14 protein-coding genes are annotated in these 14,193 nt (G+C 57.9%); 3 read left to right on the top strand and 11 right to left on the bottom strand.

The annotated features are described in order from the left end of the window. Positions 1 to 80: 80 nt before the first annotated feature. From hutH to hutI, 5 genes are all read right to left on the bottom strand, one after another. Positions 81 to 1,601 (bottom strand): histidine ammonia-lyase, encoded by a 1,521-nt coding sequence (gene hutH, locus IB212_RS06865; protein WP_188245773.1) that lies wholly within the window; start codon positions 1,599 to 1,601, stop codon positions 81 to 83. Continuing rightward, on the bottom strand, positions 1,598 to 3,286 hold the full coding sequence (gene hutU, locus IB212_RS06860; RefSeq protein ID WP_045630836.1) for a urocanate hydratase: 1,689 nt from the start codon (positions 3,284 to 3,286) through the stop codon (positions 1,598 to 1,600). The genes hutH and hutU overlap by 4 nt, the downstream gene beginning before the upstream one ends. A gap of 126 nt (positions 3,287 to 3,412) precedes the next feature. After that, on the bottom strand, positions 3,413 to 4,147 hold the full coding sequence (locus tag IB212_RS06855) for a histidine utilization repressor (RefSeq protein WP_041910742.1): 735 nt from the start codon (positions 4,145 to 4,147) through the stop codon (positions 3,413 to 3,415). A 19-nt stretch (positions 4,148 to 4,166) separates the two neighbouring features. Beyond that, the gene (gene hutG, locus IB212_RS06850) at positions 4,167 to 5,105 is read right to left on the bottom strand and encodes a formimidoylglutamase (RefSeq protein WP_045630837.1); all 939 of its coding nucleotides are present in this window, start codon (positions 5,103 to 5,105) and stop codon (positions 4,167 to 4,169) included. Further along, positions 5,102 to 6,322, bottom strand: a complete 1,221-nt coding sequence (gene hutI, locus IB212_RS06845) for an imidazolonepropionase (RefSeq protein ID WP_045630838.1) — start codon at positions 6,320 to 6,322, stop codon at positions 5,102 to 5,104. Before hutI ends, hutG begins: the two co-directional genes overlap by 4 nt. 224 nt (positions 6,323 to 6,546) lie before the next feature. On the opposite strand from hutI, the gene IB212_RS06840 reads away from it, so the two are divergent. Beyond that, the gene (locus IB212_RS06840; RefSeq protein WP_188245775.1) at positions 6,547 to 7,830 is read left to right on the top strand and encodes a putative acyl-CoA thioester hydrolase; all 1,284 of its coding nucleotides are present in this window, start codon (positions 6,547 to 6,549) and stop codon (positions 7,828 to 7,830) included. Between the two features lie 55 nt (positions 7,831 to 7,885). Here the strand turns inward: IB212_RS06840 and tisB are convergent, their stop codons facing one another. Next, positions 7,886 to 7,975, bottom strand: a complete 90-nt coding sequence (gene tisB / locus IB212_RS06835; protein WP_023332440.1) for a type I toxin-antitoxin system toxin TisB — start codon at positions 7,973 to 7,975, stop codon at positions 7,886 to 7,888. A 443-nt stretch (positions 7,976 to 8,418) separates the two neighbouring features. Next, positions 8,419 to 9,414, bottom strand: a complete 996-nt coding sequence (gene pgl / locus IB212_RS06830; protein ID WP_188245776.1) for a 6-phosphogluconolactonase — start codon at positions 9,412 to 9,414, stop codon at positions 8,419 to 8,421. Between the two features lie 140 nt (positions 9,415 to 9,554). On the opposite strand from pgl, the gene IB212_RS06825 reads away from it, so the two are divergent. Then, positions 9,555 to 10,373 carry a pyridoxal phosphatase gene (locus IB212_RS06825; protein ID WP_045259940.1) on the top strand — a complete coding sequence of 273 codons (819 nt, stop codon included), beginning with the start codon at positions 9,555 to 9,557 and terminating at the stop codon, positions 10,371 to 10,373. On the opposite strand, the gene modC is transcribed toward IB212_RS06825, so the two are convergent. The 4 genes from modC to IB212_RS06805 all read right to left on the bottom strand — a co-directional run bounded on the left by modC (position 10,374) and on the right by IB212_RS06805 (position 13,225). Beyond that, a complete protein-coding gene (gene modC, locus IB212_RS06820; protein WP_060573568.1) occupies positions 10,374 to 11,432 on the bottom strand; it encodes a molybdenum ABC transporter ATP-binding protein ModC in 1,059 nt (352 codons plus the stop codon). A 2-nt stretch (positions 11,433 to 11,434) separates the two neighbouring features. Continuing rightward, a complete protein-coding gene (modB, locus tag IB212_RS06815) occupies positions 11,435 to 12,124 on the bottom strand; it encodes a molybdate ABC transporter permease subunit (RefSeq protein WP_041910749.1) in 690 nt (229 codons plus the stop codon). After that, a complete protein-coding gene (gene modA / locus IB212_RS06810) occupies positions 12,124 to 12,897 on the bottom strand; it encodes a molybdate ABC transporter substrate-binding protein (protein ID WP_188245777.1) in 774 nt (257 codons plus the stop codon). Before modA ends, modB begins: the two co-directional genes overlap by 1 nt. Positions 12,898 to 13,075: 178 nt before the next feature. After that, entirely contained in the window at positions 13,076 to 13,225 is a 150-nt protein-coding gene (locus tag IB212_RS06805; RefSeq protein ID WP_013097516.1) for an AcrZ family multidrug efflux pump-associated protein, read from the bottom strand. 127 nt (positions 13,226 to 13,352) lie between these two features. Between IB212_RS06805 and modE the strand changes: the two genes are divergently transcribed. Then, positions 13,353 to 14,141 carry a molybdenum-dependent transcriptional regulator gene (modE, locus tag IB212_RS06800; RefSeq protein ID WP_153656201.1) on the top strand — a complete coding sequence of 263 codons (789 nt, stop codon included), beginning with the start codon at positions 13,353 to 13,355 and terminating at the stop codon, positions 14,139 to 14,141. Positions 14,142 to 14,193: the final 52 nt, after the last annotated feature.

The raw sequence follows: 14,193 nt of genomic DNA, 5'->3' as shown, positions 1-14,193 counted from the left end.
GCCGGGTGGCGGCTACGCCTTACCCGGCCTGGATTTCGCACTCGTAGGCCCGGTAAGCGCAGCGCCACCGGGCAAAAAAATCACAGCACCGAAGGTAGCAGTCCTACAAGGCGTCCCTCTTCCAGAAGCTGCATCGCCTTATCAATATCCGGCGCAAAGAAGCGGTCGTCATCGTAATGCGTGACGTGCTCGCGCAGCACATGGCGCGCCTGCTCCAGCAGCGGGCTGGATTTAAGCCCTTCGCGCAGATCGATACCCTGACACGCCGCCAGCCACTCCACCGCCAGCACGCCGCGGGTGTTGGAGGCCATCTCCCAGAGACGACGCCCGGCAGCGGGTGCCATCGAAACGTGATCTTCCTGATTCGCCGAAGTTGGCAGGCTGTCCACGCTGTGCGGGTGCGACAGGGCTTTGTTCTCGCTTGCCAGCGCTGCGGCCGTCACCTGAGCGATCATAAAGCCCGAGTTGACCCCACCGTTACGCACCAGGAACGGTGGCAGCTGGGACATGTGTTTATCCATCATCAGCGCGATGCGGCGCTCGGACAACGCCCCAACTTCGGCAATCGCCAGCGCGATATTATCCGCCGCCATTGCCACCGGCTCGGCGTGGAAATTGCCCCCGGAGACCACCTCGTTTTCCTCGGCGAATACCAGCGGGTTGTCGGAGACCGCATTGGCCTCCACCAGCAGCACCTCTGCCGCCTGACGCAGCTGCGTCAGGCACGCGCCCATCACCTGCGGCTGACAGCGCAGGGAATACGGATCCTGTACCTTCTCGCAGTTATGGTGTGAATCCGCAATCTCACTCGTGTCGGTAAGCACGTGGCGGTACATGTCGGCGGCATCAATCTGCCCGCGCTGGCCGCGCACCGCGTGAATACGCGCGTCAAACGGACGACGCGAGCCGAGCACCGCCTCGGTGGTCAGCGCACCGCACACCACCGCGGAGGCGAAGAGATCTTCAGCTTCAAACAGGCCGCGCAGCGCAAAGGCCGTCGACGCCTGCGTGCCGTTGAGCAGCGCCAGCCCCTCTTTTGCCGCGAGGGTGACTGGCGTTAAGCCGGCTTTTGCCAGCGCTTCTTTCGCAGGGAGCCACTCGCCCTGCCAGCGCGCTTTGCCCTCACCCAGCAGCAGCAGCGACATGTGCGCCAGCGGGGCGAGATCGCCGGAGGCGCCGACGGAACCTTTTGCCGGGATCCACGGATAGACTTCTGCATTCACCAGGGCCATCAGCGCCTGGATCACGCTCAGGCGAATGCCCGAGAAACCGCGCGCCAGGCTGTTGATTTTGAGCACCATCATCAGACGGACAATCTCATCGTCAAGCGGCTGGCCGACGCCTGCCGCGTGCGACAACACCAGCGAACGCTGTAAGTTTTCCAGATCGTGCGTGGCGATGCGGGTCTGCGCCAGCAGGCCAAAGCCGGTGTTAATCCCGTAGGCGGTGCGACCTTCGGCAACAATCGCTTCTACGCAGGCGACGCTGTCGTTTATCGCGGCGTGGGCGCTTTCATCAAGTGAAAGGGTGACCGGCTGGCGCCAGACTTTACGCAGCTGTTTGAGCGTCAGCGAGCCGGGAGTGAGTGTTAACGCGTTCATGCATGCTTTCCTTGTGTGGCAGGGATCATCGGCAGGTTCAGCCCCTGCTCTTTGGCACAGTCAATGGCAATCTCGTAACCCGCATCCGCGTGACGCATCACGCCGGTTGCCGGGTCGTTGTGCAGCACACGGGCGATGCGCGCGGCCGCTTCATCGGTTCCATCACAGACGATGACCATCCCTGAGTGCTGGGAGAAGCCCATCCCGACGCCGCCGCCGTGGTGCAGAGAGACCCAGGTGGCGCCACTGGCGGTATTCAGCAGGGCATTAAGCAATGGCCAGTCGGAGACCGCGTCAGATCCGTCGCGCATGGCTTCGGTTTCACGGTTTGGGCTGGCGACGGAGCCGGAGTCCAGATGGTCGCGACCAATGACGATAGGCGCGGAGACTTCACCGCTGCGCACCATTTCGTTGAAGGCCAGACCCAGCTTTTGCCGCCACTCCAGTCCTACCCAGCAGATGCGCGCCGGCAAGCCCTGGAAGCTGATGCGTTCGCGAGCCATGTCCAGCCAGTGGTGCAGGTGTTCGTCATCGGCGACGATCTCCTTCACTTTGGCGTCGGTTTTGTAGATATCTTCCGGGTCACCGGACAGGGCAACCCAGCGGAACGGACCGATACCGCGGCAGAACAGTGGACGGATATAGGCAGGCACGAAGCCGGGGAAGTCGAAGGCGTTATTTACGCCCATCTCTTTCGCCATCTGGCGGATGTTGTTGCCGTAGTCAAAGGTTGGAATGCCCAACTGGCTGAAGGCCAGCATCGCGGAGACGTGTTCCGCCATCGAACGCTTAGCCTCCAGTACCGTGCCTTCAGGGTCGGTTTCCGCTTTTTGCTGGTAGTCTTCCCACGTCCAGCCTTTTGGCAGGTAACCGTGCAGCGGGTCATGGGCGCTGGTCTGGTCGGTAACGAGATCCGGACGCACGCCGCGGGCAACCAGCTCCGGCAGAATATCCGCCGCGTTGCCGCACAGGGCAATCGACACCGCTTTGCCTTCAGCGGTGTACTTTTTGATGCGCGCCAGCGCGTCATCGAGATTCTCGGCCTGTTCATCGACGTAACGGGTACGCAGACGGAAATCAATGCGGCTCTGTTGGCATTCAATGTTCAGCGAGCACGCGCCGGCCAGCGTGGCGGCCAGCGGCTGCGCGCCGCCCATCCCGCCCAGACCGGCGGTAAGCACCCAGCGGCCCTTCAGCGAGCCGTTATAGTGCTGACGCCCCGCTTCCACGAAAGTTTCGTAGGTGCCCTGCACAATCCCCTGGCTGCCGATGTAGATCCAGCTCCCGGCGGTCATCTGGCCATACATCGCCAGCCCTTTCGCGTCCAGCTCGTTGAAGTGTTCCCAGGTGGCCCAGTGCGGCACGAGGTTAGAGTTGGCGATCAGCACGCGCGGCGCGTTCTTATGGGTTTTAAATACGCCAACCGGCTTGCCGGACTGCACCAGCAGGGTTTCGTCATGTTCGAGTTCGGTCAGAGATTTTACAATTGCGTCATAGCATTCCCAGTTGCGCGCGGCGCGGCCAATGCCGCCGTAGACCACCAGCTCGTGGGGGTTTTCCGCCACTTCAGGATCGAGGTTGTTCATCAACATGCGCAGCGGGGCTTCGGTGAGCCAGCTTTTGGCGGTAAGGGTGGTGCCACGCGCGGCGCGGACATCCTGCTGGCGGTATTTACCTGACGACATTGTGTGCTCCTATACGGGACAGATGATGCATTTAGATATACTTGTATAGACAAGCACACACAAGGTCAGATTTAACAAAAAAGATACAATTTTGTTATATTGCGTTAGCGATCACGCTTATAAAACTTATGACATAAAGTGGCCCTGCAGCCGGTAACGGTTCCCCGGGAAAAGCAGCCGGGCATGCGACACAATGTGCGACGAGGACCAGGTTCGACGGCGGATCAGCAGGCACGGGTCGTGCTCTTTAATGCGCAGCCGCTCGCACTCCTGCGGCGTGGCGCGCACGGCCTCCACAATGTGCTCCCCTTCCGTCAGCGGTGCGACAAGCGACAGATAGGCGTGCGGGGTGGTCTGGGTGTAATCCTGGTTCAGATAGTCCGGTATCCGTTCGGCGTTCACGCAGCGATCTTCAATCTGCACCGGAATATCGTTTTCGAAATGCACCATCACGGAGTGGAAGATGCGGCTTCCCTCTTTGACATTCAGCTCTACCGCCTGCTCGGCGCTGGCCTGGGTCTCTTCCAGCACCAGCACTTCGCAGCGGTGCTGATGATTACGCGCGGCAATTTCGTCCGCAATACTGCGGATTTCAAACAGGGCGGATTGCCCTTTCGGTTCCGCCACGAACGTCCCCACGCCCTGCAGGCGCACCAGAAGCCCTTCGTCGGTGAGCTCGCGCAGCGCCCGGTTGACGGTCATCCGGCTAAAACCGAACTGCGCCACCAGCTCGGCCTCCGACGGAATGCGATCGTGCGGGCGCCAGACGCCGGTAGCAATCTTTTCGCTGATCGCCTGCTTCACCTTTTCATAGAAAGGCGCGGGCGGGCTCGGTTGCGGCAGGGGCGAGCGTGAAAACATCGTGACTCCTTTAATAGTGTTATGCCCACCAGTGAGCAATTTGCCAGGCCAGACGGGCGGCGAGCTTTGCGCCCTGTCCGTCCCGATCGTACTGCGGGTTAAACTCTACCAGATCGGCGGCCTGCAGCTTACCGCTGCGGCAGATTTGTTCAATAACCGGCATTAGATCCATTGCCGGGACGCCTAACGCCGCAGGAGCGGAAACGGCAGGCATTTCGCCCGCGGGCAGGACATCCAGATCGATCGTCAGATAGACACGATCGGCCTGCGCCAGCACCTTTTCCAGCGCCGATAATGCCTCGCGTCTAAAATGAAGATCCTCCACCAGCGTGACGTTCAGGCGTTCGGCCTCATCCCACAGTGCCTGGGTGTTCGCCGCGCGGCTGACGCCAAAGCAGGCGTAGCGAAACTCGCGCCCGCATTCATCGCAGTATTGAGCCAGCTGACGAAACGGCGTACCGGACGTCGCCCGGTCGGCCTTGCGCAGGTCGAGATGCGCATCCAGGTTTATCACCGCCACGCGCTCGCCGGGGAATGCATCCAGAACACCCCGTCCATGCGCCCAGGCAGTTTCATGCCCGCCGCCAAACACCAGCGTGCGCATCCCGGACTGCTGGCAGGCCGTCACGGCATCGCTTAACGCCCGCTGCGCGGGTTCAAGCTCATCGCCTTCAACGTACACCGAGCCCATATCCGCCAGCCGTTCGTGTCCCTGATGGCTTGCCATATTCGCCAGCGCTTTGCGCAGAATATCAGGGGCCTGAGCGGCGCCGGGCCTGCCCTGATTGCGTTTAACCCCTGCATCGCATTCAAAGCCTATCAGCGCGATGCCGGATGAAAGCGGCGTGAACTGCGCCTGCTGTTGTATCGTCTGGAAAATGCGCGTTGCATTGCTGGCTTCGGCGCTGTCGTCTCGCCCCTGCCAGACCGTTTCGGCGACGGGCCGCCATAACTTCATACTGCCTCCCCACGGAAAATACGTTGATACAGCGGATTGCGTCCCGGCTCGTAGACCATCTCTACCGGATGGTGAGCGTCCCAGACGATAAAATCAGCGACAAACCCCGGCTGCAGCTGCCCGTGCGTTGCGCTGCGGCCCAGCGCCTGCGCCGCATGCCGCGTGACGCCAGCCCAGGCTTCTTCGGGCGTCAGGCCAAACTGGACGCAGGCCATATTCATCGCCAGGTGCAGGCTGGCAAACGGGCTGGTGCCGGGGTTATAGTCGGTGGCGACGGCCATCGGCACACCATGTTTTCGGAGCTGATCAACCGGCGGACGCTGGCGCTCCTGCAGAAAATAGAACGCGCCGGGGAGCAGTACCGCAACCGTACCGCTTTGCGCCATCGCCTGAACGCCTGCGTCGTCGAGATATTCGATATGATCGGCCGACAGTCCGTTATATTGGCTGACCAGCGCCGCTCCGCCCTGATTCGACAGCTGTTCAACATGCCCTTTCACCGGAATACCGAGCGCGGCGGCGGCCTGGAAGAGGCGCTCGGTTTGCGACGGGGTAAAGCCGACGTTTTCACAAAACACGTCTACTGCTTCATATAACTCTTTTTGCCACAGCGTGGGCAGGATCTGCTCACAGACCAGCGCGAGGTACGCATCCGGATCCTGTCGGTATTCCGGCGGAACCGCATGGGCCGCCAGCAGCGTTGGGCTGATATCAACCGGGTTATTGAGGCTCAGCTGGCGGGCAACCTGCAGCATCTTCTCTTCGGCCTCGGCGTTGAGACCGTATCCCGATTTGATTTCAACCGTGGTGACGCCTTCATTGATCAGACGCTGGAGCCGCTGCTGCGCCAGTTTCAGCAGGGTTTCCAGGGAACTGCTGCGCGTTGCCGTCACGGTGGCGTTAATCCCGCCCCCCTGAGCGCTGATGGTCTGGTAAGAGACGCCGTTCAGACGCTGCTCCCACTCCGCCGCGCGGTCGCCGCCAAATACAAGATGGGTATGGCAGTCAATCAGGCCAGGCGTGACCAGACGTCCCTCAAGATCGATGACGTGACGGTGCCCGGAAGGAAGGTCAGATTCAGGGAGCACGGCAAGGATAGTTTGGCCGCGCACGACCAGCGCGTGCTGCTCTTTCAGGCCATAAGGCGCGGATGTATCGGGAACCATTGTTGCCAGGCGCGCATTTCGCCATATAACATCGTCAGGTTGAAGCTGCATGGGCATTCCACTTGTCATGGGTTGTATAGACATTTATTTGCATCCATCGTCTGCTGTCAACCGCCTTGAGGGAAAATGTTATTTATTTGTGATGACTTTCCCGTCACCTCCGGGCAAAAAATGCAACTTTTACCCTTTTTATCTTCCCGTTTCGCTCAACTTAGTATAAAAAAGCAGGCTATTTCGTCTATCCCGTAAAGACTTGCATACCCAGGAGCTTCACCTTGAACATTTCCAGGATTTCCCGTCTGGCGTTAGCGCTCGCCTTTGGCGTGACATTATCCGCATGCAGTTCTACACCACCGGATCAGCGTCCTTCTGAGCAGGTAGCGCCCGGTACCGCCTCCCGCCCGATTTTGTCCGCGGATGAAGCGAAGAATTTCGACCGCGCCCATTACTTCTCGGCGATGGATCCTAACGCCGCGCCGTGGACACCGTCTTCTATTAACCTGCCTAAACAGCCTGACTTCGTTGTTGGCCCGGCTGGCGCGCAGGGCGTAACGCATACCACTATCCAGGCAGCGGTTGACGCGGCAATCACTAAACACAGCGCGTCTCGCCAGTACATCGCGATCCTGCCGGGTGAATACGAAGGCACCGTGTATGTTCCGGCGGCTCCTGGCAGCATTACGATTTACGGTCTGGGTGAAAAAGCCATCGACGTAAAAATCGGCCTGGCGATTGATTCCGAAATCGACAGCACCGCCTGGCGTCACCTGGTGAACCCGGCAGGCAAATATATGCCGGGCAAACCGGCGTGGTATATGTTTGATAACTGCCAGAGCAAGCGTTCCGCCACCATTGGCGTGATGTGCTCGGCGGTGTTCTGGTCGCAGAATAATGGCCTGCAACTGCAGAACCTGACCATTCAGAATACCCTGGGTGACAGCGTGGATGCCGGTAACCACCAGGCCGTTGCGCTGCGTAGCGACGGCGATAAGGTGCAGATTAACAACGTCAATATTCTGGGCCGTCAGAACACCTTCTTCGTGACCAACAGCGGCGTACAGAACACGCTGCAGAACAACCGTCTGACCCGTACGCTGGTGACCAACAGCTACGTTGAAGGTGACGTTGATCTGGTGTCCGGTCGCGGCGCGGTAGTGTTTGATAACACCGATTTCCGCGTGGTGAATTCCCGTACCCAGCAGGAAGGCTATGTGTTTGCTCCGGCAACCCAGTCTAACCTGTTTTACGGCTTCCTGGCCGTGAACAGCCGCTTTAACGCGGCCGGTGACGGCGTGGCGCAGCTGGGACGCTCCCTGGACGTGGACTCTGCGACCAACGGCCAGGTCGTTATCCGCGACAGCGTGATCAACGAAGGCTTTAACGTGGCGAAGCCGTGGGCTGATGCGGCTGTCTCCAAACGTCCGTTCTCCGGCAACACCGGTGCGGTGGACGAGAAAGGAAACGTGCAGCGCAACCTGAACGACGCGAACTTCAACCGCATGTGGGAATACAACAACCGCGGTCTGGGCAGCAACGTGGTTGCTGAGCCGAAGCAGTAACGAGATGAGAGTAAAAGGGGGAGTTTAATCCCCCTTTTTACTGCGACTGAATGCGTCAGGCTCCAAACTTAAGATACGCATCCAATAGTTGCATAATCGCAACCATGAGTTGCAGGAACAGAATTGCCCATTCCACACCGCTCATACGCCACTCCTTTGGTATAGAGCACTTCTCCTCTGGTTTACCTTTCCGCTGCCTGTCACCAGAGGTGTGTTGGTTATGTTTTGATGTGCTCCGCAGTTTAGGCACCGTCGGCACCACCCGACAGCCAGGACTTAAAAAGGATCCTGAATTGCGGAACTGCAACACATCGAACCAACGCACAGAATGATATCAAATCACCACTGTACATAAAAACAGTTAAAACCAATTTAGAAATTTATAAAGCAAAAGCACTTAAGTGACTGATTATTATTTATATACTATTCACTGATCATTCCGTGTTCTCCTTTGTTCGTTGACGATGAATTTACATCGCCTTGAGTCGACATTATGATGATCCTGTTGGTTACGTTTTGATGTGCTCACCCGGCTACCACCGGGCATAAAAAAACCTCGCATTCGCGAGGTTTTTTGTTTTAAGCCGCTTAGTGCGCGTTAACCACCACCCACATTGGCCCCTGGCCTACCGCATAGCGTCCTTTCTCTTCCAGCAGCCCCTGCTCGCCTTTGATTTCATACAGCGCGATGTGGTGGGATTTCTGCCCCGCCGCAATCAGGTATTTACCGCTGTGATCGATATTAAAGCCGCGCGGCTGGGTTTCCGTTGGCTGGAAGCCCTCAATAGCCAGCACGCTGCCATCTTCGGAGACGCTGAAGACGGTAATCAGGCTGGAGGTGCGGTCGCAGGCGTACAGATGGCGACCATCCGGCGTGATGTGAATATCTGCCGCCCAGCGAGTGTCAGAGAAGTCAGACGGCATCATGTCCAGCGTCTGTACGCACTCAATCTGACCGTTTGGATCTTTCAGCTCCCATACGTCCACCGAGCTGTTCAGTTCGTTAACGACGTAAGCATATTGCTGGTTCGGGTGGAAGACCATATGACGCGGACCCGCGCCCTCAACGGTGGTGACTTCAGCCGGATTCTGCGCCACCAGGTGACCATCGTCGCTCAGGGTGAACAGGCAGATTCGATCCTGCTTCAGCGCAGGCACCCACAGCGTGCGGTTGTCCGGGGAGATATTCGCCGAATGGCAGCCTTCCAGCCCTTCCACCACGTCGACAGTTTCTACCGGAATACCATCGTCAAGACGGGTCACGCTGACGCAACCGGCATTGTAAGAACCGCTAAAAATGAAGCGGCCTTTATGATCGGTCGAGATGTGGGTTGGGCTGCCCGGCAGTGGCGCTTCAGCGGTGTAGGTCAGCGCGCCGTCGTCAGGAGAGATGCGGTAGGCCAGCACGCGAAACTCCGGGCGCACACCCACGTATAAGAAACGTTTATCCGGGCTGACGACCATCGGTTGCACCTGGCCCGGCACATCAACAACCTGAACCAGCGTGAGCGAACCTTCTGCATTCAAGCGCCAGACGTGGATCTGCTGACTTTCAGGACTGGCGGTATAAACGGTTTGTTTCATGAATACTCCTTTCCTCACTGCACGTGAAAGTGATTATTTTTAACGGTGAATGCTGAATTTTAGCCAGGAATTTTGCAGCGATTTACTCTCGGTGTAACATCCCCTGAAACCTAAAATTCAACATTAACCCGGAAGAACAAATGACCTCGCGTGTGATTGCACTGGATTTAGACGGAACATTACTTACCCCTCAGAAAACCCTGCTCCCCTCCTCCCTTGAAGCGCTTAAACGCGCGCAGGAAGTGGGATATCAACTCCTTATCGTAACGGGTCGACATCACGTAGCCATTCACCCTTTTTATCAGGCACTGGCGCTGGATACACCTGCAATTTGTTGTAATGGCACTTATTTGTATGATTATCAGGCAAAAAAGGTTTTAGCCTCCGACCCGCTGCCGGTTCCCCAGGCGCTGCAGCTGATCGATCTGCTGGATGAGCATAATGTTCACGGCCTGATGTATGTGGATAACGCGATGGTGTACGAGCGCCCAACCGGCCATGTGGTACGCACCAGCAACTGGGCGTTGTCCCTGCCAGAAGCGCAGCGTCCGGTCTTTACCCAGGTTTCCTCTCTGCGTCAGGCGGCCCAGGACGTTGAGGCTATCTGGAAGTTTGCCCTGACGGATGAAGACACCACCAAACTGAATACCTTCGCGAAACACGTCGAGGACACGCTGGGGCTGGAGTGCGAATGGTCCTGGCACGATCAGGTGGATATTGCCCGCAAAGGCAACAGCAAAGGCAAGCGTCTGACGCAGTACGTGGAGTCGCAGGGCTGGTCAATGCAGGACGCGATCGCCTTCGGCGACAACTACAACGACATCAGCATGCTGGAAGCCGTCGGTACGGGCGTGGCGATGGGCAATGCCGACGACGCGGTAAAAGCGCGCGCTAACGTGGTGATTGGCGACAACACCACCGACAGCATCGCGCAGTACATCTATACCCACCTGCTGTAATCAGGCGGTGATCGAAACGCTCTTGATTTGCGCGTAAAGCCACAGGCCGGGCTTGATTGCTAACTCATCCCTGGCCCACGGGCTGATGCGCGCCCAGAGCGTCCTGCTGCCCACGTCGAGCTTCACCTCTACCTGCCCGTTATCATCAAAACACTCCGCCACTTTGGCGCGCAGAATATTTCGAATACTGGTTTGCAGCGGCGGCTGCAGCACCAGCGAGACGTCCGACGCCTGGATGCGGATCCGCAGCGCGGACTGCAATGGTTTGTCGATCTTATTGACCCAAAGATGCTGGTCGCCCAGCGCCAGGGCGGTCATCGCGTAGTGCGGATGATGCTCCAGAACGCTCACCTTCAGGATGCTGCTCTGCTGCTCCCTGGGTAACCAGGGGTGCATCACGCTACTGCCCCACACCTCTTCCAGGTTGCCGAAGGCCTTCACGCTGCCCTCTTCCAGCACCAGCACTTTGTCGGCCAGATGCAGGATCTCATCCAGCGAATGGCTGACGTAGAGCATCGGAATATTAATTTCGCGGGTCAGACGCTGCAGGTAAGGCAAAAGCTCGCGCTTGCGAGGTATATCCAGCGAGGCCAGCGGCTCGTCGAGCAGCAGCAGTTCGGGGGCGGTCAGCAACGCGCGGCCTATAGCCACACGCTGTTTCTCCCCGCCGGAGAGCGAGGACGGCAGCCTGTCGAGCAGGGGTTCAATGCCTAAAAGCGTCACCAGCTTATCAAACTGCCCGGCCATGCTTTTCGCCATGCCGTAGCGCAGGTTGCCGCGCACGCTGTAGTGCGGGAATAAGCGCGCGTCCTGAAAAACATAGCCGATGCGGCGTTTATCCGGCGAAAGGTAAATCTTGTTCTCCACGTCATTCAGGACGCGGTTGTTCAGGACAATGCGCCCTGAATGCGGGCGCGTCAGGCCGCTGATGGCGTTAATCAGAGACGTTTTACCCGCGCCCGACACGCCGAAGATGGCGGTGATGCCGCTTGCAGGCAGCGTCTCGTTAAGCGTCAGAGTATGGTTTCCCAGCGTCTGGGTGAAATTCAGTTCCAGCATCGTTATTTCCCCATCCGTTCGCGGCTTAGCCGTGCCAGCCATTCAGAAACCAGCAGCGAAACCAGGGCTAATACGATAGAGATGATGCACAGCCGCGCTGCGGCACTCTCTCCCCCTGGCGTCTGAATCAGGGTATACATGGCCGATGGGATGGTCCGCGTCTCGCCGGGAATGTTCGACACAAAGGTGATGGTCGCACCAAACTCGCCCAGCGAGCGGGCGAACGCCAGCACCGTCCCGACAATGATGCCCGGCAGCGTAAGCGGAAGCGTGATGGTAAAAAAGACGCGCCAGCGCCCGGCACCGAGCGTGCGGGCTGCCTGTTCGAGCTTCATATCCACGCCTTCCAGCGCGAGGCGGATCGCTCTGACCATCAGCGGGAATGACATCACCGCCGCCGCCAGTACCGCACCGCGCCAGCTAAAGGCAAAGGTGATTCCGAACCAGTCGTAGAGCTTTTCGCCGATAAAACCGCGTCGCCCCATCGAAATCAGCAGCAGATAACCGACCACCACGGGCGGTAAAACCAGGGGAAGATGAAGGACGCTGTCGAGCAGCGCTTTGCCGGGGAACCGACAGCGAACCAGTAGCCAGGCAAAAAAGATCCCAAAGGGCAAACTCAGCGCAACCGCCAGGGAAGAGACTTTAAGGCTCAGCAGAACAGCCTGCCATTCAGGATCGGTCAGTATCATCAGTGAGTCGTAAATCCATAACGTTTAAAGATTGCGGACGCCTCCGGCCCCTTCAGATAATCGCGGAAGGCCGTTACGGTCGCATTTTTATGTCCATCAACAATCGCCACAGGATATTCCACTTTCTTGTGGGAGTCTTCCGGGAAGGTGCCAACCACTTTTACGCCCTTGCTGGCAACGGCATCGGAACCATACACAATGCCCAGCGGAGCTTCGTTACGCTCCACCAGCGCCAGCGCGCCGCGCACATCTTCCGCCGGGGCCAGTTTTGGTGACAGGGTCTCCCACGCGCCCAGCTTTTGCAGCGCTTCTTTGGCGTAAATCCCGGCCGGAACGTGTTCCGGGTCACCCACCGCCAGACGGCCACCGTTCAGCAGGCGGGTCCAGTTTGTCTCTTTATTGATGGTGATTTCACCTTGCGCGCTGGCCTTCGGTGCAACCACAACCAGGCTATTGCCCAGCAGCGTTTCGCGGGTCGCCGCATCAATCGATTTCTTCTCCACCGCGTAGTCCATCCACTTCTGGTCAGCAGAGATAAACAGATCTGCCGGAGCGCCCGCTTCTATCTGCCGTGCCAGCGTAGAGGAAGAGGCAAAAGAGGAGACTACCTCGACGTTTTTCTCTTTTTTATACGCCGCCGCAATATCCTGCAGCGCGTTGGTCAACGACGCCGCCGCAAAGACCGTAATTTTACCTTCGTTCGCCAGCGCGTGTCCGGTAAGTGAAAGCGTCAGCGTTGCCCCTGCGAAAAGGCGTACCCATGAACGTGCCATCTGTAACTCCTGTGAGTAGCGTTATATACATATTAATATAACGGTATCGTCAGGGAGATCCCAGCGGTAATTCGTACCGCTCAAGGGGTAACACGGTGTGTTACGTTAAATAATATCGGCGAAAGTAAGAAAAGCTTGAGAGCAAAACGCCCGGGCAAGCCGGGCGTTTTGTGGGAAATTAATGCTGCTTTTTCGCACGGTCTCGGTGACCGATATTCGAAAAGACGTTGAACACTTCACCCAGGCCGTAGATGGCACCGAGGATGATGGCCATCACTACTGGTACCATGATCACGGCGAATACCAGACTTTTCAACAACTCTAACATGGTTTTCTCCAGATTTTGTGAATGGGCTATTCTACCCTGAAAAGTAAGAAAAACATCCCCTTTTGTGCGGTGCCCTTTGCGCCCTGCACCATTTGGGTCACAATATTCTTTTTGCCAGGACACTGTTATGCAGGCCGAAATTCTTCTTACTCTCCGACTTCAGCAAAAGCTTTTCGCCGATCCCCGACGTATTGCCCTGCTTAAACAGATAGAACAAACCGGCTCAATTAGCCAGGGCGCTAAGAACGCCGGGATTAGCTATAAAAGCGCCTGGGATGCCATCAATGACATGAACACCCTGAGCGAGCATCCGCTGGTGGACAGAGCCACAGGGGGCAAAGGGGGTGGAGGTGCTGTTGTCACACGCTACGGCCTGCGCCTGATTCAGCTCTACGATCTCCTGGGCCAGATTCAGCAAAAAGCATTCGATGTATTGAGTGACGACGACAACGTTCCGCTGGACAGCTTGCTGGCCGCCATTTCCCGCTTCTCGTTGCAGACCAGCGCCCGCAACCAGTGGTTTGGTACGGTGACGGCGCGCGATAATCTCCAGGTACAGCAGCATGTTGAGATCCTGCTTGCCGATGGTGTCACCCGTCTGAAAGCGGCGATAACGGCCCAGAGCGCAGAGCGCCTTGATCTGGATGAAGGTAAAGAGGTGCTGGTGTTGCTGAAAGCACCCTGGGTCAATATCACACGCGACCCGGACAAGGCAAAGGCGGCTGATAACCAGCTGCGGGGCACCATCAGCCATATCGAACGCGGCAAGGAGCAGTGCGAAGTGCTGATGCCCCTGGCAGACGGACAGGCGCTTTGCGCCACGGTCCCGCTCAGCGAGGCGAACGCTTTAGAAGAAGGTGCTGTCGTCACCGCATATTTCAACGCGGACCGTGTGATTATCGCCACATTGTGCTGAGCGCATTGACAATCGTGACGACAGTGCGTATCCCTGATATCTATTGCTGCAA

Origin of the sequence: Enterobacter sp. E12, assembly GCF_014596715.2 — a bacterium.
Classification (GTDB): domain Bacteria; phylum Pseudomonadota; class Gammaproteobacteria; order Enterobacterales; family Enterobacteriaceae; genus Enterobacter; species Enterobacter bugandensis.
This window is presented reverse-complemented; position numbering and strand designations above follow the sequence as displayed.

Excerpts from the sequence above, each read along its gene's own strand:
- hutH (WP_188245773.1), bottom strand. The coding sequence starts at position 1,601 with ATGAACGCGTTAACACTCACTCCCGGCTCGCTGACGCTCAAACAGCTG.
- hutU (WP_045630836.1), bottom strand. The coding sequence starts at position 3,286 with ATGTCGTCAGGTAAATACCGCCAGCAGGATGTCCGCGCCGCGCGTGGC.
- IB212_RS06855 (WP_041910742.1), bottom strand. The coding sequence starts at position 4,147 with ATGTTTTCACGCTCGCCCCTGCCGCAACCGAGCCCGCCCGCGCCTTTC.
- hutG (WP_045630837.1), bottom strand. The coding sequence starts at position 5,105 with ATGAAGTTATGGCGGCCCGTCGCCGAAACGGTCTGGCAGGGGCGAGAC.
- hutI (WP_045630838.1), bottom strand. The coding sequence starts at position 6,322 with ATGCAGCTTCAACCTGACGATGTTATATGGCGAAATGCGCGCCTGGCA.
- tisB (WP_023332440.1), bottom strand. The coding sequence starts at position 7,975 with ATGAGCGGTGTGGAATGGGCAATTCTGTTCCTGCAACTCATGGTTGCG.
- pgl (WP_188245776.1), bottom strand. The coding sequence starts at position 9,414 with ATGAAACAAACCGTTTATACCGCCAGTCCTGAAAGTCAGCAGATCCAC.
- IB212_RS06825 (WP_045259940.1), top strand. The coding sequence starts at position 9,555 with ATGACCTCGCGTGTGATTGCACTGGATTTAGACGGAACATTACTTACC.
- modC (WP_060573568.1), bottom strand. The coding sequence starts at position 11,432 with ATGCTGGAACTGAATTTCACCCAGACGCTGGGAAACCATACTCTGACG.
- modB (WP_041910749.1), bottom strand. The coding sequence starts at position 12,124 with ATGATACTGACCGATCCTGAATGGCAGGCTGTTCTGCTGAGCCTTAAA.
- modA (WP_188245777.1), bottom strand. The coding sequence starts at position 12,897 with ATGGCACGTTCATGGGTACGCCTTTTCGCAGGGGCAACGCTGACGCTT.
- IB212_RS06805 (WP_013097516.1), bottom strand. The coding sequence starts at position 13,225 with ATGTTAGAGTTGTTGAAAAGTCTGGTATTCGCCGTGATCATGGTACCA.
- modE (WP_153656201.1), top strand. The coding sequence starts at position 13,353 with ATGCAGGCCGAAATTCTTCTTACTCTCCGACTTCAGCAAAAGCTTTTC.